This is a genomic window from Paraburkholderia sp. WS6 (assembly GCF_030464835.1).
Classification (GTDB): Bacteria; Pseudomonadota; Gammaproteobacteria; order Burkholderiales; family Burkholderiaceae; genus Paraburkholderia; species Paraburkholderia madseniana.
Genome location: NZ_JALQCK010000001.1, coordinates 342,594 through 363,781 on the forward strand (window position 1 = coordinate 342,594; position 21,188 = coordinate 363,781).

Annotated in this window: 15 protein-coding genes; 2 read left to right on the forward strand and 13 right to left on the reverse strand. The window is 60.9% G+C overall.

Features of this window, described 5'->3' with window-relative positions; translation table 11 throughout:
- Positions 1–390: 390 nt before the first annotated feature.
- From M0D64_RS01450 to M0D64_RS01505, 12 genes are all read right to left on the reverse strand, one after another.
- Positions 391–3,036 (reverse strand): fimbria/pilus outer membrane usher protein, encoded by a 2,646-nt coding sequence (locus M0D64_RS01450; RefSeq protein ID WP_266256485.1) that lies wholly within the window; start codon positions 3,034–3,036, stop codon positions 391–393.
- A gap of 239 nt (positions 3,037–3,275) precedes the next feature.
- Complete coding sequence (locus M0D64_RS01455; protein ID WP_266256355.1) at positions 3,276–4,019, reverse strand: fimbria/pilus periplasmic chaperone; 744 nt, start codon at positions 4,017–4,019, stop codon at positions 3,276–3,278.
- A gap of 78 nt (positions 4,020–4,097) precedes the next feature.
- A complete protein-coding gene (locus M0D64_RS01460; RefSeq protein ID WP_266256356.1) occupies positions 4,098–4,652 on the reverse strand; it encodes a fimbrial protein in 555 nt (184 codons plus the stop codon).
- A gap of 384 nt (positions 4,653–5,036) precedes the next feature.
- Entirely contained in the window at positions 5,037–6,422 is a 1,386-nt protein-coding gene (locus M0D64_RS01465) for an MFS transporter (protein ID WP_266256357.1), read from the reverse strand.
- A gap of 174 nt (positions 6,423–6,596) precedes the next feature.
- The gene (locus M0D64_RS01470) at positions 6,597–8,036 is read right to left on the reverse strand and encodes an NAD-dependent succinate-semialdehyde dehydrogenase (protein ID WP_266256358.1); all 1,440 of its coding nucleotides are present in this window, start codon (positions 8,034–8,036) and stop codon (positions 6,597–6,599) included.
- Positions 8,033–9,070: an aldo/keto reductase gene (locus M0D64_RS01475; RefSeq protein WP_266256359.1), complete on the reverse strand. Its 1,038-nt coding sequence runs from the start codon at positions 9,068–9,070 to the stop codon at positions 8,033–8,035. Before M0D64_RS01475 ends, M0D64_RS01470 begins: the two co-directional genes overlap by 4 nt.
- An 82-nt stretch (positions 9,071–9,152) precedes the next feature.
- A complete protein-coding gene (fae, locus tag M0D64_RS01480; protein WP_266256360.1) occupies positions 9,153–9,677 on the reverse strand; it encodes a formaldehyde-activating enzyme in 525 nt (174 codons plus the stop codon).
- Between the two features lie 630 nt (positions 9,678–10,307).
- Positions 10,308–10,598 carry an H-NS family nucleoid-associated regulatory protein gene (locus M0D64_RS01485; RefSeq protein WP_054034751.1) on the reverse strand — a complete coding sequence of 97 codons (291 nt, stop codon included), beginning with the start codon at positions 10,596–10,598 and terminating at the stop codon, positions 10,308–10,310.
- Between the two features lie 167 nt (positions 10,599–10,765).
- The gene (locus M0D64_RS01490) at positions 10,766–11,965 is read right to left on the reverse strand and encodes a serine hydrolase (protein WP_266256361.1); all 1,200 of its coding nucleotides are present in this window, start codon (positions 11,963–11,965) and stop codon (positions 10,766–10,768) included.
- 93 nt (positions 11,966–12,058) lie between these two features.
- Entirely contained in the window at positions 12,059–12,262 is a 204-nt protein-coding gene (locus M0D64_RS01495; RefSeq protein WP_171926576.1) for a hypothetical protein, read from the reverse strand.
- Between the two features lie 513 nt (positions 12,263–12,775).
- A complete protein-coding gene (locus tag M0D64_RS01500) occupies positions 12,776–13,036 on the reverse strand; it encodes a hypothetical protein (protein ID WP_266256362.1) in 261 nt (86 codons plus the stop codon).
- Positions 13,037–13,123: 87 nt separating this feature from the next.
- On the reverse strand, positions 13,124–14,590 hold the full coding sequence (locus M0D64_RS01505; RefSeq protein ID WP_266237761.1) for a sigma-54-dependent Fis family transcriptional regulator: 1,467 nt from the start codon (positions 14,588–14,590) through the stop codon (positions 13,124–13,126).
- A gap of 313 nt (positions 14,591–14,903) precedes the next feature.
- On the opposite strand from M0D64_RS01505, the gene M0D64_RS01510 reads away from it, so the two are divergent.
- Both M0D64_RS01510 and M0D64_RS01515 read left to right on the forward strand, forming a co-directional pair.
- The gene (locus M0D64_RS01510; RefSeq protein ID WP_154565017.1) at positions 14,904–16,304 is read left to right on the forward strand and encodes a GntP family permease; all 1,401 of its coding nucleotides are present in this window, start codon (positions 14,904–14,906) and stop codon (positions 16,302–16,304) included.
- 200 nt (positions 16,305–16,504) lie between these two features.
- Positions 16,505–16,906, forward strand: coding sequence for a RidA family protein (locus tag M0D64_RS01515; RefSeq protein WP_266256363.1), 402 nt, complete (start codon positions 16,505–16,507; stop codon positions 16,904–16,906).
- Between the two features lie 61 nt (positions 16,907–16,967).
- Here the strand turns inward: M0D64_RS01515 and M0D64_RS01520 are convergent, their stop codons facing one another.
- Positions 16,968–20,516 carry an ATP-binding protein gene (locus M0D64_RS01520; RefSeq protein WP_266256364.1) on the reverse strand — a complete coding sequence of 1,183 codons (3,549 nt, stop codon included), beginning with the start codon at positions 20,514–20,516 and terminating at the stop codon, positions 16,968–16,970.
- Positions 20,517–21,188: the final 672 nt, after the last annotated feature.

The window sequence follows — 21,188 nt, forward strand, 5'->3', positions numbered from 1 at the left end:
CAACAGGTTCTGTAGTAGCGAGTACAGCACCATCTGGGGCATTGGGCGGTACAACGATCGTTGTTGGGAGTTTGATCACCACTTCGGGGGCGTACCACCCGATGGAGTCGCAACCGGCGTACGCTTCAGGCGCGCTCATGAGCAGCGCAAGGCACGCGATCAGTAGCCCCAGTGGTCTTCTTCTGCGACAGGCCACCGCGGCTAATCGCGATAGTTTGCTTGGCATTCCAGATGTGAATTTCATGATGTCCATTCCTTGTAACGCAAGACTCACTCGTTTTGCGGTCCAGCGATTGTTCCGATACTCGAAACTCAGCGACACTTGACAGCGAGTTTGAGTACTTCCTGACAAGGCCTTGCTACCGGGCACTTGCCGTTCTGAAAATCAGTTCAATGTGTTTGTTCTGCTGCATGGTCAGGATTCGCCCCGGCAACGTGACCCTGCTCGTCGCGCACCATCGCGGATGCCGCCTGAAGCGATTCCCCCATGCCAAGGCAATGCCCCTGCACTGACGTATATGCCGCGCCCGCCTTGCCAGTCGACTTCGGCAGTACATAGTCAATCTGGCACTGCTCAGACGCCGCCGCCCCCCACTTCACAAAGAGCGAGCCCTTGTCTTCCAGCCCTCGCGCAAAAATACGGCTGTCCTGCGCGACCACACCTACTGTGTGTCCATTGCCGTCGACCACATCCACACCAAACGGCAGCGCCTTGTCGCCGAGTTGCGGTGCGCGAATCAATGCTGCACGTCCATTCACCGTCTTGTACTTGAGCATCACTACAGAGCCAAGCCGCGGCACGGCCTGCTCTGAAGTCGATTGGAACTCGACATCGGTCGACGTGCCCTTCGGGTCGATATCGACCGTGTTCATCCCGTAAGGCGTCAGGTACGGCACCACCGCATAACCGCGGCTATTGACCTTGACACCCGCCGCGCTCGACACGCTTGCGCCTTCTGCCCCCGGTGCTTCGACGATCCCGAAGGTATCGCCAACCGTCTGCGATAACGTCACACCACCAGGATGCGCAACGATTGATCCGCTGATACCGGCCGACACCTGGCGTGAACCCGAGCCCGCACTTGCCGAGGCGGTCACTTGCGCATACGGCGCGAGGTACGTACCGCTTACGCCAGTGTTGGACGAACTGCTACCGTTGCCGTACGTACCGTAAGCGTTGTACGAATACTGGTTGTTATCGCCCAAGGAGCCACTCACGTTGGCCTGCATACTGGTGCTGCCACCCGAGCTAGACAGGCTTGTCGACATCAGCGGCGCGTGCTGGCTGTGACCCAGCGGGATCGTCGTGCTGACCATGAACTGGTTCGACATCGAGCCGTCCGAGTTGCGCGTGCGGCCCGCGGTGACGCTGTAGGTGCCGTATTTGTAGCTGTTCGTGTAGCCAGCCTGATAGAACGTATCGCTGCCGCCGTGATTCCAGTACTGCTGCGCGGATGCGCTCAGAAACACGCTACCGCGGTCCTTGAAATTCTGATTGAGCGTCAGTTGAAAACGGTTCTTCTGGCGATAGATCGAATTGATATCGCCGCCCCGCATTGCCTGATCGCGCACCGATGCGGCGTCCGACAGATTCATGAAGCCAGCAGTCGAATAGCGGTACGCTGCAACCGCAATATTCGTATCGGTCGAGTCAATGAATTTGTTGTAACCGATGCGCAAGCTCGTGCCGCGCATGGTGCTCTGGTTCGGAATCTGAGTCTGGGAGCCCGTCACATCGGCGGAAATTGCACCGAATTTCGTGTTGAGCGCCACGCCGATGTCGGCCGACACGTAACCATTCGCCGCAATACCGCCGCCGTAGGCTGTCAGCATGTTCGTCAAACCACGCTGCAAGGTGAACTGCGCGAAATTCGGCTTGTTTTCAAGGCTGTCGTTACGCAACTGCCCGGCAGTCACCGCGAAGCGCGTCGTGCCCGGCCGCAGTGACTGTGCCACCGAGGCATAGGGCACGGTAAAGGTCTTGGTGCGCCCATCGGCTTCGGTGACGGTCACGTCGAGATTGCCGCCGTAACCGGTCGCATACAGATCCTTGATCTCGAACGGCCCCGGCGAGACGCTGGTTTCGTAGATCACCTGATTGTTCTGCTTGACGGTCACACGTGCGTTCGACTCTGCCGTTCCGCGCACGACCGGCGCATAGCCGCGCAGCGAGTCGGGCAACATGCGATCGTCGGTGGCGATCTGCGCGCCACGGAACTGCACGCTGTCGAACACGTCACCTGTAGTGCTACCGTCGCCCAACGTCACCTGCGACTTCAGCGCAGTGAGGTCGTGCTGCACGTACGTGGCGATATTGTCGAATTGTGTGCCTTGGCCAGTCCCCTGCGAGATAGAAGACTGATGGCGGAAATGCCATGCGCCAATATTCACGCCGGCGTTCAGGCCCAAATAGCTCTGCGTCGAATCCGTGCCCGAACCGGCGGTGTGATAGGTGTTCGCGTTGTAACTCACGAAACCCGCATTCACACCGTTTTGCCACATCTCAGGCGGCACATAACCGCGTGCAGCGTTACGCATGTACTTCTGCGGCACGCTCAGCATGAGCTTCTGTTCTGAAAAGTCAAAATCGATCGTCGCTTGCGGCACCATGACGGCAAGATCAACACATTCGTCCGCATTGGCAACGGCCGGTTCGCCGGCCTGCTTGCTTTCCGCTCCATGAGCATCAGCGCCTGTGTCGGCAGGCACATGCGCTACTACCGCCTTGACGCTGCTATCCGCACTCACCTTGGCAAAATCAACCCCGAGCTTTTCCAGCATCTGCCGGCTAAGACATGCATGCGCACCTTGCCCTTCGCCTGCAGCCACGAAGCGCACGTCCTCGTGTGCGACACGAATATCGTTCACGAAGACATCGACGGCATAAACGCCGGGGGACACCGAATTGCCTTGCGAGAATCGCGCGACGTCCACAGTCTGCGTCGGGTCGGTGCGCAAAAATGTCGTGTCGAACTGGACGGCGGGGGCGGAAGTCGTCTCCGAAGCATTCACGTTCGCCGACTGGACGCCCCCCATGACCGCGAACACCGACATCACAACTGCAGCGATGGGATGCAAGCCGAGCGGATCGGGGACTTCACGGGTGCAGACTTGCGACTGATGGCGAGGTGAGTGCTTCATGATCTGACCGACTTCCAATGTCTTCCAACAGGCGTGCGTCATCCCTGTGCGTTGCCTGTGCAACGCAGGCCGTATGCGAGAAAGGTTGAGTTGTGGGCGGAAGGCTGCCGCCCGACGGACAATGGAGCTGCGGCTTATTGACCTAGCGTTGCGTCGCCATCGATGGCGCCGCCGTAGTCGCTAATAGCGGTGTAGTGAACCTTCGCACCCGCGGATACACCATTCATCTTCTCGACCGGCAGCACCTCCGTCGCGTGAGGCGCCACCATGCCGCCCCTCTCGTTCTTGTAGGTGTGACCACCGCTCTCGACATCGACTTCGCTAAACGACACGTAGTACGGTGTCGGATTCGATACGCTCGCCGCCTGGCCCTTGCCGCTCGGCGACGCGGCAATCTTCCAGCTGAGTTGCGCCGGTGCGTCTTCGGGCTTGCCCGGCAGTTTGGCCGGACGTACGAACACCTTGATACGCGTGCGAAGGGCGAATTGCAGTGTGTTGGCATCGGTCGCGCCACTCGCCTTCGGCGGAATGTCCAGTACATTGAGCCAATACACCGATTCGCGATCCTGCGGCAGCGCTTCGCCGCTATACATCACGCGCAGCGTCTGCGCTTTATTCGGGTCCATGCGAAAGATCGGCGGCGTAATCACAAACGGCACCTTGATGTCACCGGGTTTCGCGTCCGCGTTACCGTCGTCCATCCATACCTGCACGAGCGACGGCCTGTTGCTGTCGTTATCCAGCTTGACTGTGACTTCGCGCTGATCGAGCGGATACACCACTCGCGTACCGCCGATCGTCACGCTTGCCTGTGCGCTGCCAGCGAGCAGCACACAGGCAAAACCGACTCCCATCGTCATTTTTTTTAGCAGCTTCATCACAATCACCTTTAAATTTAATCTTGAAAAAGAGCCGTTAAAAAGGCGCTCACCCGCGTGAACGCCTCCGGTCAAGGCTTACTGATACTGCATCGTGTATTGCACAGACGTGTTGACCGAACCGGCCACCGCCCCGCCAAGCGAGTAGTACTGCGAGTAGTACTGAAGCGTGCCCGAGCCCGAGCTGATATCCGTGCTGTTGTTGGTAATATCGTTGTTTCCCTCCGTCACGATGTTGATCGGCAAACGTTTTGCGTTCAACAGTTGAACCTGCACGTTTTTCGCTGTGCCGCTGTTCGTCAGGTTGCCGGTGATCGTGTCAACCGTCGGGCCGTTTTCGAAATGGGCGACTGCCTTGGTCGCGCCGCCCGTGCAGTTCGTCAAGTTAAATTCGAACGGAGTGGCCGTCGTGCCGCCCGTTGCACCTGCGGCCGCCAGCGAACTTGCGGTGACGTCGTCCAGTTTGATGTTCAAGTCGGCTGCCGAACCCGCGGTCTTGCCATTGATCGAACACGTGTTGGCCGTCACAGTGCCGGTGAACAAGATCGTGCCGTCTGCCGCGTGGGCGCCAAACGATGCGAGACCCAACAGACCGCCAGTTGCGATCGCGATTGCTGGGAGGAATGATTTCATTTTGCTGCTCCAGTGAGTTAGGAAATTTTGCGATTCAACGGCGAATCTGAATTAGATAAGACTCGCCATTAGCCCCTGGGCGCTCCAATGTTCTAAGCCAGAAAAGTGGCGGTATGTGTTTCGAACCATTGGCCTATCGTTCAGGCGCAAAACAATATTAAGATTCCGCTTTGTCGAAGTACTTAAGACGATTCTTAAATGTGTAAGACTATCCCCACAGATAATTCGAATTAATCTGACGGCTGGGGTTTTACTCAGGTTAGCGATTGAGATTTTTCCGAAAAATTCCTGGAACCCCTCCACTCGGTTCTCGCGCAGCAAATAAGAAAACCCCGCCGCATCGTTGCCGATGCGGCGGGGTTTCTAAACAGCGCTAACTGCGAACTACGCGCCGCTGGCTTCGTTCAACGTCAGATGCTTCGTTTCAGGCGCCCATGCAATCGACACCACCATGCCGATCAGCAGGACAACGGCAAGCACCATCATCGTCGAGTGAAAACCTAGGTGGAGGATGCCGAGCGGCAACAGAAACGTACCGACCGCCGAACCAAGACGGCTGCACGCAATTGCCAACCCGACGCCGCACGCGCGCACCTCGGTCGGAAAACACTCTGGAGGAAACACGCCAACAAGGTTCGAGAAAGCGGACATCGTCAGCGTGAAGATCGCGAATGCGACGATCATCGCGAGCGTTGCGGACTCCGGCAGCAGGCTCAACGCAATCAGCGACATGCACGTCACCGCGAACGAGCCGATCAGAAACGCACGGCGCGATAGCTTAATGGTGAGCCAGATGCCGATCAACGCGCCGAGCACGAGGAATCCGTTCAACAGGAAATCCGTGCTGGAGTTGTTGTCCAAATGGATCGCTTTAAGAATGGTGGGCAGAAACGTGTAGATCGCGAAATAGGGAATCACGAGGCACACAAAGAACGCACAGTTGAAGATCGTTCTGCGGATCAGATCTTTCTTGAACAGGCGCATGAAGCCACCGGGCATGTGCGCATGTTCATCGTTGCAGTCGTTCAGTGTCACGTTAGGGCCGAAGTGCTTGAGAACGATCGCCTTGGCTTCAGCGACCCGTCCCTTGCCATGCAGCCAGCGCGGCGATTCGGGCGTGCCCATCCGCAAAATCAGCACGATCAGCGCGGGAATGCCGGCCGACGCAAGCAGCCACCGCCATGCATCGGGCGACGCGTCCGCATACTGCATGCCGAGCACGTTGGCCACCACATAGCCGATGGTCCACACCACGCTGAACGATCCGAGCAAGGTGCCGCGATGTTTGCGTGGCGAAAATTCAGCGAGGATCGCATGCCCAACCGCGAAATCGCCGCCCATGCCGAAGCCGATCAACACCCGCAGCAGACACAACTCGAACGGCGAACTCACGTAGAACTGCGCGAACGCTGCTGCGGTGATGATCAGAAAACTCAACAAAAAGATCTTCTGCCGTCCCAGGCGATCCGACAGCCAGCCGAACACCAGGCTGCCGACAAAGATGCCCATCAGCGCGGAACTGCCGATCATGCCCATCCAGAACGCGTCGAGCGGCATCTGGCGATTCAGCGACGCCAGTGCATAGCCGATCGTGCCGAGTGCAAACCCTTCGGTGAAGTGGGCGCCGAACGTCAGCCCGGCAATCTTGACGTGGAACGCGTTCAACGGAACGTCGTCGAGAGGAATGGGGCCGTGCACGGCCGCCGCTGCGGCTGACGGCAAAGTGGGGGCGACGCCGAAAGTGGCCGCCTGGCTATCCTGATTGCTCACGCTGTCTCCTTGTATGTGTGTGCGCGGCGGACGCGGAGCCGGCGTGATGCCGGTGCCGCGCCAAGCCACGCAGTTGGGCTCGTCATTCGCTTCGCGGTTTATCTCGTCGTTCGCCGCATGCATTGGCATGCAATGCGCCAGGCAAACACGTGAGATGAACGCGTGAAACGAAGATCAGCGGCCGAGCCCGCCCATCATCATGTATTTCAGTTCCGTGTATTCATCGAGGCCGTACTTCGAGCCTTCGCGGCCCAGGCCCGATTGCTTGACGCCGCCGAACGGCGCGACTTCGGTCGACAAAATCCCTTCGTTGATGCCGACCATGCCGCTCTCCAGCGCTTCCGCCACGCGCCATGCGCGGGCAAGATCGCGCGTATAGAAATAGGCGGAGAGGCCGAACGGCGTGTCGTTGGCCGCCGCGATGGCTTCGTCTTCCGTCTTGAAGCGAAAGCAGGCGGCCACTGGGCCAAAGGTTTCTTCCGCGGCGATCAGCATCGAGTTCGATGCATCGATCAGCACGGTCGGCTCATAGAACGTGCCGCCGAGTGCATGCGGTTTGCCGCCCGTTAAAACCTTCGCGCCTTTCTGCAACGCGTCGGCGACATGCGCTTCCACCTTCTTCAGTGCCGCCTGGTTGATCAGCGGACCTTGTTCAACCTCGCCTTGAAGCGCGTTGCCGACGCGCATCTTCCGCACAGCCCGTGTCAGCGCCTGCGTGAATGCGTCGTAGATACCGTCCTGCACGTAGAAGCGATTCACGCACACGCAGGTCTGCCCGGTGTTGCGGAATTTCGAAGCCATCGCGCCTTGCACTGCCGCGTCGATATCCGCATCGTCGAAAACGATGAACGGCGCGTTGCCACCAAGCTCCAAAGACAGCTTCTTCAGCGTATCCGCCGACTGCTTCGCGAGTAGTTTGCCGACGCGCGTCGAGCCGGTGAACGACAGCTTGCGCACCACCTCCGATTCAGTCAGCACGCCGCCGATCGCCACTGCGTCGCCGGAGACAATGTTGAACACGCCCGGTGGAATACCGGCCTTCTCCGCCAGTACTGCCAGCGCCAAGGCGGACAACGGCGTTTCTTCAGAAGGCTTGAGCACCATCGTGCAGCCTGCCGCCAGCGCCGGGCCGGCCTTACGCGTAATCATCGCAAGCGGGAAGTTCCAAGGTGTGATGGCCGCGACCACGCCGACCGGTTCGCGCGTCACGATGATCTTCGCGTTCGGATTCGGGCTCGGGATCACGTCGCCATAGCTCCGCTTGGCTTCCTCAGCGAACCATTCGAGGAAGCTCGCCGCATATCCGACTTCGCCGCGTGCTTCGGCAAGCGGTTTGCCTTGCTCGCGCGTCAGCAATTCGGCGAGCGCGTCGCGGTTCTCGAGCATCAACTCGCCCCAGCGTCTGACACGCGCGCCGCGCTCCTTGGCTGTTATCGAGCGCCACGCCGGAAAGGCTCGCTCTGCCGCAGCAACGGCGTGCGTCGTTTCCACCGCGCCGCCCTTCGCGACCTGAGCGATCACCTCGCCCGTTGCAGGATTCAGAACCGGGTACGTGCTCGCGCTTTCGTACCACTGGCCACCAACGTAATGTCCGGTTCGAAGCAATTCGCTCATGCGGCCTTCTCCAGGTTCTCGACGAACACGCCTTGCGCAAGCCGCGCTTCACGAGCGATGCGTTTTCCCGCGGTGTAGTCGTTGATCAGATCGCACGGCGTGTAGTTGCGTTCGAGTTCGAACAATTCGTCGGCACTGAGCTTCGTGCCGAGCGCGGCAAGCGCGCTGTCGAATTGCGCCGGTGTATCCGCGCCGACCAGCATGCTGGCAACGCCGCCATGGTTCAGCACCCACGCCTGCGCAATCTGCGCGGCCGACACACCACGCCGCGCTGCCACGCGCGCCACCGAAGCAGCAATCTCACGAGAAGCCGTATCGCCGTACATTTGCGCAGTGAAGAAATCGGTCTGGTTACGTGTTGAGTTCGGATCGCAGGTCAGCAGACCACGCGCCAGCGGACTGAACACCGACACACCGACGCCCTGATCCTGGCAATACGGAATCATTTCGCGTTCTTCCTCGCGATACGCAAGGTTCAACTGCAGTTGCATGTTGATGGGTTTGTGCCAGCCGTTGCGCTCGCAGACCTGCATGATCTTCGCGAACTGCCACGTGTACATCGTCGATACGCCGATATAACGAGCCTTGCCCGCGCACACGATATCGTTCAACGCACCCATCGTTTCCTCGACCGGCGTGTTCACGTCGAAGAAGTGCAGCATGTAGATATCGACGTAATCCATACCGAGGCGCTTGAGCGACGAGTCGATACCGTCCATGATGTGCTTGCGCGAATGGCCGCCGGCGTTCTGATACGTGCCCATGTCGTAGCCGACCTTGGTCGTCACGACAATCTCCTCACGCCGCGCGATGCGCTTCAAAATGCGGCCCACCACTTCTTCGCCTGCACCGGTCGAATAGAAATCGGCGAGGTCGATAAAATTGACGCCGGCTTCCAGCGCGTGACGCACAATTGGCTCGCTCTGCGCTTCGTCAAAGATCCACGGCTTCCATTGCGGAGTGCCCATGTTCATCGTGCCGAGGCACAGACGCGACACCTTCAGGCCCGAGTGGCCGAGGCGAATGTATTCCATAGTGCTTGTCTCCTTCCTGATCACATTCAGTAGCGCACGCAGCAGCACGTCCCTCACGGCACGCGAACCGCGTTGCGTGTGATTAACGTCGTTTGGGGGTGTAGAACGGATTCGATACGTCGCGTGCGGCGGCAAACACCTCATCGCGATGTGGCAGGCCCTTCATCGCGGCGAGAATCGCGTTCTTGCACGCGCGGTAGTTGTTCTCGAAGACGGCGTCGAGATCGTCGGTGGCCGGATTGACCCAGTTCGCCGACACCACCACCCAATCGTTCTCCGCTTCGGGCGGCAACGTGCCGTTCTCCAGCGATTCGGCCACCGCTCTCGCGATGCCGGCTTGCGAAGCACCCCACGTCGCGTTGCCGTGGAAGTCGCCGCCGATCTGCGCCTTGTTCACATAGAGCGTCAACGGCTTGGTCGGCACACCCGGCCGCGCGATCACGACAAACGGTGCGTGCCCCGCTGAAGGCGTCGCCAATGCCGTAGCGAAGGCTTGCCCTGCAGGCCCGTTGCGCGGGCCGACCAATACGTTGATATGCGCGAGATTGACGCCAGGACCTTCGAATCCTTCGCCGATAAAGAGTTGTTTGTCCGTCGATACGCTCATGGTCTTTCCGTCGAAGTTGAGTGGATGACCGATTGTGCTGCGCGGTCTCCGCGACCATGTATCGATGAGTTTTGATCCGGGGTATGAGGCGAACTCATCTCCGGGTTTGCCCCGGGCGCACCAGTCGGCACGTTGGATGTGCGCGTTGAGTCGCGCGCACGGTCAAGCGCAAAGGTGAGACTTTTCGGGACTCGCGATGGCGAGCCTCGAATCGAGGCGAAAGGTGAACGCACAGAAGGCCGCACACGCACCAGCAGCGCGAGGTTCAGCAGCGAGGCGAAGCCCGCGGAAAAGACCGTGTGAGAATCGAACGATGGACTACGCGATTCTTCGCATAGCCAGGGAACGCCCGCCAGCAAAGGCTGGCGCGGATTTCGAGGAAGGTTGTAGCACCACGAGGGACAGCCGGGGTGATCGCACCGCAAGGTGCGTCATCCGACAAAACCAGGCTCACCGAAACAACGAACCCTGGTGCGAGGCGCCTCGCGAAACCCACGGCGCGCGTTGCAAGCTCACGCGAAAGGTGAGCGTTTTCGGGACCCTCTCAGCGGTGCGAGAAAAACCCGACGCAACTTCACTTCAGAAAAATTCGGCACGTTGCGAGCGCAAGCGCCATGGTCGAAACGTACTTTAGCCTTCGATCAGAAAGCGCTCGCGATTCTTGCCCGCGAGCCAGCCAGGCGAGCGGCCACGGCCGCTCCACGTCTCGCCGGTTTTCGGGTTTCGGTACTTGGCTACCGAAGGCGCTTTGCGTACCGCGGCACGCTTGCTCGTAAAACCCAGTTCTTCCGCGGTCAGATCGTACTCGGCGACCTTCTGCTTGATCTCGGCAATCGCCTGCGCGATTTCCTTTTCGCGCGCCACCGCGACTTCCTTATGGAGCTTCTCGAGCTGAGCAGTTAACTGTTTATATGAGGCCATGGCGGGTACTCCGATCGATTTGACGAACTGCAGTGCGGACACTTGCGGACACTATCAGACGAATAAAGCGCCGGATAGAGCGGCCCGCGCAGGGCGGTCCGCTCAGAGTGCGCCCGTGAACTGTCCGCCGTTCAAGACTGCCCGCTCAACTGCTGCAGGCCACGCACTCAATCGTCAATTGCATCGTACACGCGGCGCTCGAAATCAACCGACATTGGGAAGGGTTCGACAGCACGGCGCTGAATCAGCATGAGACCGATCAGGTCCTCCACCGGATCGGCGAACCAGCTCGTGCCATACGCACCCGGCCAGCCGAACGAACCCATCGAGCGATAGCCGAGCGGCAACTGCTGCGCCGGATCGTCGACGATGGACAAGCCAAGGCCGAAACCCTGGCCTGCCCACAGCACATGACCGAACGCCGGCACGCGTCGCTGGTCGCGGGTCAGAAAATTCGAGCGCATCAAATCGACCGAGCGATGCGACAGCAGACGTGTCGAGCCGACGCGTCCACGCCCTAGCAACAGTTGCGCGAACTGCAGATAGTCCTGCACTGTCGAGACAAGGCCGCCGCCGCCGCTCTGAAAGCGGTCGGGATTCGCCCAGCGGCTCGCCGACGGATGATCTTCGACCACGCGCCGCCGCGTGCCCGCCTCGACGCCATACGCCGTCGCCAAGCGCGTGAGCTGCGCGTCGGGCACCCAGAACGCCGTATCGCGCATGCCGAGCGGTTCGAAAATCCGAGTCCGGAAGAAGTCGCCGAGCCGCATACCACTCACGCGCTCGATCAGCACGCCGAGGACGTCGGTCGCGATGCCGTAATGCCAGCGCGAGCCGGGCTGGAACATCAACGGCAAGCTGGCTATACGCCCCAGCCACGCGCCGGCATCCCCGCGCGCTTCAATACCGTTGAAGGCCGCCGCGTAAGCTTCGGCCAACGGTCCGGTGGCGGTGAAATGATAGGCAAAGCCGGCGCGATGCGTGAGCAGATCGAGCACGGTAAGTGGCGCTCTGAGCGGGTCGGTTTCGTCGAGCGGGCCGGTGGGGTCGCGCAGCACGGATGGCGCAGCCAGCTCCGGCAGCCACGATGAGATTGGCGAGTCGAGCGCGAGCCGATCCTCTTCGATCAGCATCAGGATTGCCGCGCTCGTCACCGGTTTGGTCATCGACGCGATGCGAAACAGCGTGTCGCGCTCCATGGGCAATTGCGCCGCTTCGTCGCGCAAGCCGAGCGGCTCGAAGTAACCGATTTCACCGCGCCGCCAAACCAGCGAAACGACCCCCGCCACTTCGCCGCGTTCCACATAGCCTTGCATGGCGTTCGTGAGCGCCGTCAGCCGGGTCGCTGAAAGTCCTGCTGGTTGCATGCTTCTCCTGAGTCCTTAGGCGTTACGTTCCCTTTTTTCTGCCGGAAACGTTACCCGATCAGACGGTACACGTCACCCTCCGCCCATGGACAGTTACGCTTTCTGCCGCTCCTCCAATGCGGAGAGGGCCGCATTGAGCCGTTTGACGCGACTAGCCTGCGCCGGCACCAGTGCCACCCCGGACACCGAGTTAATGCGGTTGCGCCAATATGACAGCGGGATGCGGTCTTCAGCGGAAATATGCGTGATTACATTTTCAAGGTGTTTGATATCTTTTTCGAGTTGGAGGTGATTCATTGCTTTCCCCGGAATTACTCATTGAGCCAGTTTAAGAGCATAAAGCGTGCCCCGATTACTCCAGGAGCTCCGTTGAAACGGAAAATTTTTCTGAAGTTGATAATTTGGGCCGCCGCAAAACCGGCAAAACCTGCACATTGTTTTTGATTGTGAGCCGGCCAGATGAGGATACTGCGGCGAAACTTCGCGTTCCGTTAGATGCCGCACCGACTCGGCTTGACAGCGAAAACCGAGCGCTTTTTTATCAGCGCAAGCCGTAAAAATAATAATCTCGAAGCAATTCGATCAGTATTCATTGTGCATCGCAACCGTTTCCGTAAATGCACATTAGAGCCAGATATTTATGACGGTCATATGCTTTTTGCATGACACTGCTCGCCGTATGGCCGGTTTGACCCGGTTAAGCGAGATCTGCGAAGAAGGGGAGACAGCCCCCCGTCATGGCCGAGCGGTGGGATCAAGGAAGGAAAGTGTTAGTGGCACGCATCACGCCAGCCATCGGCCGGCGTGGTGTCATTTCGCCCGGCAGGCGTAAATCAGACTGAGCGTGCCGTTGTCGCTGGACTGGCGCACGACGTCGAAAGCACCGCCGCACGCCGCGTTTGCCTGCTGCGAGCAGGAGTCCGAGCCGGCCGGACATTGGACCAGCGTAGTTAGGCGGCCGTCCGACAGAAACAGTGGTGCGCTGCTGCTGCAACCGCTCAGCATGGCGATTGCGGGAAGCGCCAGTGCGGCACAAGCACCGCGCGCGACAAAGAAGAGACTGCGTTTCATTTGAAACCCCGATCACGTCTTGTTTTTCGATCACGCGATTGTGCCACGCGGCAATTGCACTGCGTCACGCGATGTCGCGGGACTTCGTCACACCTCAATGCCGTATGCCGCGATCTTCTTGTAGAGCGTCGCGCGGCCCATGCCGATCTGCATGGCCGTCTCAATCACGCGACCGCCGTTGGCGCGCAAGGCGTCGCCGAGGAAGCGCTTCTCGAACGTGGCCATAGCATCGCTCCACGACGTCACTTCAGGCGCCTCCGAGGTGGCATCTGAAGCGTGCGCTTCAGAGCCCGTGGATACAAGAAGACGATGTCCGCCTTGCGCCGGGCCGATGAACGGCGCCAGCGCACGCGCATCGATTCGCTCGCTGTCCGAAAGCATCACCGCCCGCTCCAGCGTGTTGCGCAGCTCGCGCACATTGCCGGGCCACCCATACGAACACAGCAGCCGCAAAGCATCGTCCTGCAATTCGAAGTGACTGGCGCCGCGCGCTTGCGTCGACAGGTCCTCGAGCATGGCGTAGGCAAGCGCTTCGATATCGGACGAACGCTCGCGCAGCGCCGGCGCCTGGATCGTCAACACGTTCAGTCGATAGAACAGGTCCGCGCGGAAACGTCCCGCCGCGACCAGCGCCGGCAAATCGGCCGAGGTCGCGGCGATGATCCGCACGTCCGCGCGCACGATCCGGTTCGAGCCAAGCGGCTCGAACTCCCTGTCCTGCAGCACGCGCAACAGCTTGCCCTGCAAGGGCAGCGGCATGTCGCCGATTTCGTCGAGAAACAGCGTGCCGCCGTTCGCAAGTTCGAACTTGCCGACCCGTCCTTTCCGGTCGGCGCCGGTATAGGCGCCGGGCGCGGCGCCGAAGAATTCGACTTCGAGCAAGGTGTCAGGAATCGCCGCCACGTTGACGGTCACGAGCGGCCAATTCGCTCGCGCCGATCCGCCGTGAATCGCATGCGCCAGCAGTTCCTTGCCCGTGCCGGTTTCGCCGAGCAACAGCACCGGCGATTCGAGTTGCGCGGCGCGGCGCGCCTGGCGCTTCACTTCGAGACTGGCCGCGCTCGTGCCGACAAAACTGCCGAACGTGTACTTCGCCCGTCTTGCCTGCGCGAGCGACTGACGCGTCGCGATCAACTCTTCCTGCACGCGCGAGTAATGGGAAAAAAGCGGCGTGAGCGCCTTCAGTTCGTCGAACAACGCGAAACCTACCGCGCCGACCGTTTCACCCGCATCGTCTTTCAACGGCAGCCGCGTCACGACAAGCGGCTCGCGGCCCGTTTCGAGGATGTCGAGCAGAATCGGTTTGCCGGTTTTCACGACCTCGCGCATCAGGCTGTTGGGAATCACCTCCTCGCAATCCCGGCCAATCGCTTGCTCCGGGTCCGAAAACCCGAAGCGCGCCGCGTAGCGCTTGTTGATCCAGACGACGCGCGCCTCGGCGTCGACGATGAACGTGCCTTCGCTAAAGTTTTCGAACGTGCGGAAGAGCGAATCCATCGCCCGGCGGAGTACGTCGCCGTAGGTGGCAGGAAGGCCTGCCCAGTCGTTCATCATGGTGTCGCTGTCTCCGGCTATCGTTCTATTTATGCATATCTCATTTCGTAGACAAGCTTATCTCATTGATGAGATCGCCAGCAAGCTTACTACATAAAGGTTTTTCCTCAATTCAGCCTATGTTCAGCTGATCTGCGTCCCGATTTTGAGACGTTTGGGTACAATCGGCCGCATCGCGTTTCGAACTTCGGCCTGTGAAATCAACGGACAGGCCGCTGCGGCGTGCGTGGCATGGAATCTGCATTTGCGGGCGCCGGGCCGTCGCAGTCATCGGGACGGCGTACACGTAGAACAACCAAGCTTTGGAGACTCAATGTCCTTTGTTATCGTCCTCGCCGCGCTGGCGTTTCTGATGTTTGCCGCGTATCGCGGCTACAGCGTCATTCTGTTTGCGCCGATCGCCGCCCTCGGCGCGGTGCTGCTGACCGATCCGGGCGCGGTCGCGCCGGTGTTCTCCGGGATTTTCATGGAGAAGATGGTCGGCTTCGTGAAGCTTTACTTCCCCGTGTTTCTGCTGGGTGCGGTGTTCGGTAAGGTAATCGAACTGTCCGGCTTTTCTGAGTCGATCGTGGCCGCGGCCATCCGCTATATCGGCCGCTCACGCGCCAATGCGGTGATCGTCGCGGTGTGCGCGCTGCTCACCTATGGCGGTGTATCGCTGTTCGTGGTGGTGTTCGCGGTGTATCCGTTCGCCGCCGAGCTGTACCGCCAGAGCAATATTCCGAAACGCCTGATGCCTGGCGCGATCGCGCTCGGCGCGTTCTCGTTCACCATGGATTCGCTGCCGGGCACGCCGCAGATCCAGAACATCATCCCGACCACCTTCTTCAAGACGACGTCCTGGGCCGCGCCCGCGCTCGGTGTAACCGGCTCGCTGTTCATCATCGTGGTTGGCCTCACGTATCTGGAATGGCGCCGCCGCGCGGCGATGGCGACCGGCGAAGGCTACGGCACGGAACTCGTCAACGAACCGGAGCGCGTCGAATCGAAGCAACTGCCGCATCCGTTGCTCGCGGTCGCGCCGCTGGTGCTGGTCGGCGTGGCGAACTTCCTGCTGACCCGCTCGATTCCGAACTGGTACGGCGCGTCGTACACCATCGCGCCGGACATCCTGCCGGGCATCCATGCACCGGTCACGACGGCGATCAAAAGCGTCGTCGCGATCTGGTCCGTTGAAGGCGCGCTGCTGCTCGGCATCATGATGGTCGTGTTGACTGCGTTCGGCCGTGTGCGCGAACGCTTCGCGGTCGGCACCAAGGCGGCGGTGGCGGGCGCATTGCTGGCCTCGTTGAATACGGCGTCGGAGTATGGCTTCGGCGGCGTGATTGCGGCTTTGCCGGGTTTCCTGGTGGTCGGCGATGCGCTGAAGAGCATTCCGAACCCGCTCGTCAATGCCGCGGTTTCCGTGAGTTCGCTGGCGGGCATCACCGGTTCGGCATCGGGTGGGATGAGCATCGCGCTCGCGGCCATGTCCGACACGTTCATCAAGGGTGCGGAAGCCGCGCATATTCCGATGGAAGTGTTGCACCGGGTTGTTGCGATGGCGAGCGGCGGCATGGACACGCTGCCGCATAACGGCGCGGTGATCACGCTGCTGGCGGTGACGGGTTTGACGCACCGCCAGTCGTACCGCGATATCTTTGCGGTGACGGTGATCAAGACGCTGGCGGTTTTCTTTGTGATCGCGGTGTATTACATGACTGGGTTGGTTTAACGGCGCGGCAGATGGCGCGGAGATCACGCCGCACGGTGCGGCGTGATTCCGAACGGCGCACGGCATTCCGCACGCTCGAACAATTGTGTACTTGAGTACTGGCTAGCGGGTAACACAAGCGGCAATACCGACAAACTGCCGACGTCAAAAATTTTGTTCGGTTAACTTAGCCCGACCGACACTGGACGCCAACTGCCCCCATGAGTTCAAGCCCCGCCTTCTGGATGATTCCGTCCGCCCCGACGCCCGTCGGACCCTTCTCCCATGCCACCGAAGCCGACGGCTGGGTGTTCCTGACCGGTCAGATGCCGACCTCGCCCACCGACGACAGCGCGCCGCTGCCGGACGGCGTCGTCGCGCAGACTCAACGCGTGATGGACAACCTCATACTCGTGCTGCAAGGCGTCGGTCTGACGCTGCAACATGTGGTCGCCGTGCGCATTTTCCTGACCGAGTTCAAGCGCGACTATGCGCCGATGAACGAGACCTACCGCGCCTACTTTCCCGCGGACAAACTGCCGGCGAGAACCTGCATCGGTGTCACTGCGCTCGCACGCGACGCGCTGGTCGAGATCGACTTCATCGCGAAACGCCCGGATTGACCGGCCAGGACTGAAACGCCGATGGCGACGGCAATGACGATCCGGCCGGCAGAAACGCCAATCAATGCGTCGACTCTTCATCCAGCCCGAAGTGATCGCATATCGCCTCGTGCAGCGAGATCGCGCGTTCGTCCAGTTCGGTCGTCCACGGTTCGCCGTTCTCGCAGAGCCGTTGCAGTTCACGGCATTGCTGCGCGAATCGCTGCTCCTGCACAACCAGGAACCCGCCGGCCGCGCTATGCGCCCAGCCACCCAATGCTTCCCGGTCCTCCTGTTCGACAATAGCCAGCAGCCTCGGCAGATCGTTTTGAAGATGCTCCTTGAGCATGGCCGTGTAACGCGACTTGTCGTCCGCGCTGAGCGTGTTCACGGGGTCGGCGGTTGCTCCGGCTGCCGCTGGAGTCGCCGCAGCTGTCTGCTCGGCTGTTGCTGTTGCTGATGCCGGTGCCAGTGTCGCTGCGGTCGCCGATACCGGCTCCGCGGACGTCAACGCGAGCAGCGCCGCCTCCAACTCACCCAGCGACGCCGGCTTCGCGACATACCCGGTAAAGCCTCGCTCGCGCCAGCCTTCCTGCTGCTGGTTGTCGGTGACTGCGCTAAAAGCCAGCACCGGTAAGTCCGCATGCGCTTTACGCAATGCCGCCAGCAACGCATAGCCATCCATGACGGGCATGTGGATATCGGTCAGCACCACTTCGAAATGCCCTTGTTCGAATGCTGCCAGCGCTTGCCGCCCGTCGCCGGCAATCGTCGGCAGGCAGCCCAGCGCGTCGAGTTGCTCGACGATCAAGGTTTGGATCAGCGGATTGTCTTCGGCGACCAGCACCGTCAAGCCTTGCAAGGCCGGATTGGCTTCGGGAGGCGGCAATGCGGCGGAGGTCGGCGGCAGCGCCTCTGCGGCATCGGCGGCACCGGTGGCCGCGAGATCGACCGCGGCCAGAATCGCCTTGCGGCTGAACTCCGTCACTTCGAGCACGCCGTCGCCACACGGAGCGGGACGATGCGGTCCGGTGCGCGTGATCCACACTACGCCGGCCGGATGCACCGCACGCAACGCTGCAATCGCGTCGAGATCGTACTCGCCGGTGACCACCATCGCCTCCGGCCGGTTCACGCGCAACCACGCTTCTGCGCTGCGCATCGATACGACGGTATGAACAGACCACCCCACCAGATGCAAGCCGCTATCGATGATCTGCCCCGACTCGCGTTCCTGCGACACCACCAGCACACTGCCGCGGCGAGCCGGTTCGACAACCGGCTCGCGCAACTCGTCCGAGGGCAGAGCGAGCGGAATCGAAACACTGAACGCGCTGCCGACACCCAGCACGCTCTCGACCGAAATATCGCCGCCCATCAACTCGCACAGCCGCGCGCAGATCGACAAGCCGAGGCCGGTGCCGCCATAGCGGCTCGACGTGCTCGCTTCGCCCTGCACGAACGGACTGAAGATGCGCGCAACCAGAGCCTGATCCATGCCGATCCCCGAATCGCAGACCCGGCAGATCAGAATCGGACGTCCTTGCAGATCGTCTTTCACTTCGGCACTCAGCGTGATCTTGCCGCATGAGGTGAATTTGAACGCGTTGCTCAGCAGGTTGTTGACGATCTGCGCGATGCGCGTGCGGTCACCACGCAGCACCTGATCGAGCGTCGGCGACAGATGCGCATAGAAGCGAATAGCGCGATCCGCCGTCATGGGCGCGTAGGAGAGCGCAATGTTCTCGAAATCGTCGAGCGGGCGGAACGACTCGCTCACGAGCTTCATCTCGCCGGCATCGATCTTCGAAAAATCGAGGATGTCATTGACGATACGGCGCAGCGCATCGGCCGCAACATTCAACGCCGTGAGTCGCTGCGCGTGCGCTTCGAGCCCTGGTGTACGGGCGAACAATTCGAGGTTGCCAAGCAGCGCGTTCAGCGGCGTACGAATTTCGTGGCTCATCGACGCGAAGAAATTCGAGCGGGCCCGCATCGTGATTTCGGCGGTCTGCTGCGCGAGGCGCAACTGCTGTTCGAGCGCATGTTGCGCGGTGACATCAAGGATCGCGCAGAACAGCACGTCCTCGTCGGCGTAACGTGCCGGCGCGTAGGTAAATTGCAAAAACTGCGCTTGCGGCGAGGCGCTTTCTTCGGGCGCCGGCCGTGATGGCGGCTGTGACTGCGGATGCGCTTCCGGCTGCGCAGGCGCGACAAAAGCGGCGATCCTCGCGAATGCAGTGATCGAAGGACCATCCGGCGCTTGTGCACGAATTTCGTCGACGATATGCAGCGGCAGGCGACTGCGCCCGGCTTCCATATGCAGCAACTCGTCGGCCAATGCATTGGCGATGATGATCGAATAATCGCTCTGCCGGACGATGCACAAACCAACCGGCGTCGCGCTAACCAGCACGTGATTGATGGTTTCGCTTTCCAGCGCACGCGACGTTTCCGCGAAGGTGCTGCGCATCAGGCGCAGCCCCCAGAACCGCGCCGCCAGCGCGATCCCCGCCAGGACCAGCAGCGCGAGGCCGGCGAGCGCGGCCAGTTGCCAACCGAGCGCGGCAATCAGCTCACGCCACGACAGGTAGCTAACCAGCGAGCCAAAGCCTGGCATCAAAGGCTCGCTCAGAATCACGCCATCGCGGGTGTAACGGTATGCATCGGATGGCATATGAGCGACGGCGTCTTGCAGCATGGCTGCAGTCTGCACGTCGACGGGCGGTGACGACACGATCACATGGCGATCCGCCGTCATCAGCAACTGCGTCCCCTCGCGGTCGGGCCGCGCGACATGCGCCAATAGCCCGTCAAGCGGAATGCTCATCGCGATCAGCGTGGTCGGTGTATCGCCGGCATAGTAGGCGCTCACCGTGGAGATTACCGGCACGCCTTGCAGTGGATCGCGATAGGGACCGAGCCAGATCCGCTTGCCTTTGCCGGGCATACGCGTGCCGGTTTGCGCCTGCAGTTCCTGTTCGAAGGCCTCCCGCAATGTGCTCACGATCGCCGGCTGCAAAGTCGGCGCAGCAGTCACGCTGCGATCGGCGCCCGAGTTGGCGACCGGTTGAGCGAGCGAAGGCAGAATCGCGGCGTAGTCTTCGGTCAGCCCAAGCAGGATCGCCCGTTGCGGTAGCTCGAACGCCTGCTGGGTCACTAGCGTCGACTGTGCCGCTTCGTAGATGCGCCATAGGTTCGCGCCGAATTGCGGCCCCCATGCCGCGCGCGCGGCGTCGCCGACCAGCAGGTCGAATTGCGCATCGACCCTTGGCACCGTACCGCGAGCGACGCCGCTCACGCGCACCGCATCCTCGACGCTTGCCGGCACGCGCAGTACGTTGTCGGTGTCGCGATAGTAGTCGAGCGTAAACTCAGCACGCCGCATGAACGATTCCTGCCGATGCAGGAGCCGCGAGAGGTCGGCGGCGCTCTGGGACGCGAACGTTCGCCGGTATTCGAGTTGCTTGTCCGCGGCAAGGACGGCCAGCAGCAGCGCAAAGCCCACCACGATCAGCATCAGCGAAGCGATCGTCGCGAGGTACAACCGTTGTTGGCGCTTCGCGCTATGGGCCAGCGACGCGAATGCGTGCGCCAGTGATTCCTGCGTGCGGTCGAGGATCTTTTGCATCGGCTGGCAAAGTTAGCGTGGTTCGCGCGCGCAGACCGCTGCGGCTCGGAGGAGCACGAAACACGTCTGCAGCCCTTTACGGGCGCAGTGTAGCGCTTTTGATAACAGCACGCGAAGCATCCGGCACTGATTTCCAGGGCTACTCGGAACGCACGCGCATGAGTTCGCGCACGAAGTCGAGCCGGAAGAATTGACATTAATCTGATAGATCGGCGTTACTCCCACCTCGACAGCCCGGAATTGACGCATCAGGATGCAACCGTCAGCGCCCAATTAGTTGCAAGGGCAGGCTGACCCGAGTAACAACGGCGTTTAGCAGCCCGCCCTCCCAAAGGACGGGCTATTTTTTCGCCGCCTGTTTCTCTCGTCACGCCCCGCCCTAACCGACGCGCGCGTCAGCACCGTGACAGCCGGGGAGAGAACGGCTGCACCGTCACGGGGCACGAAAAATGCAGCCGTCGGGGCGGAGAGTCGCGTTAAACTGGTTGTCACAGTCGGGCGTCACGGCTCGCATTGCCCGGCGGGCCTCGCCAGCCATTGGTCAATGCGGCGCAGCGCGAGGTCCCGGCAAGCAGATAGGTGGCGGGCGGATTCCCCACGTGTGAGCGCCGTGCGACAGACGGCGCGCCAACCTGCCCGTACAATGGTTCGATCAACAACGGAACAAGGACA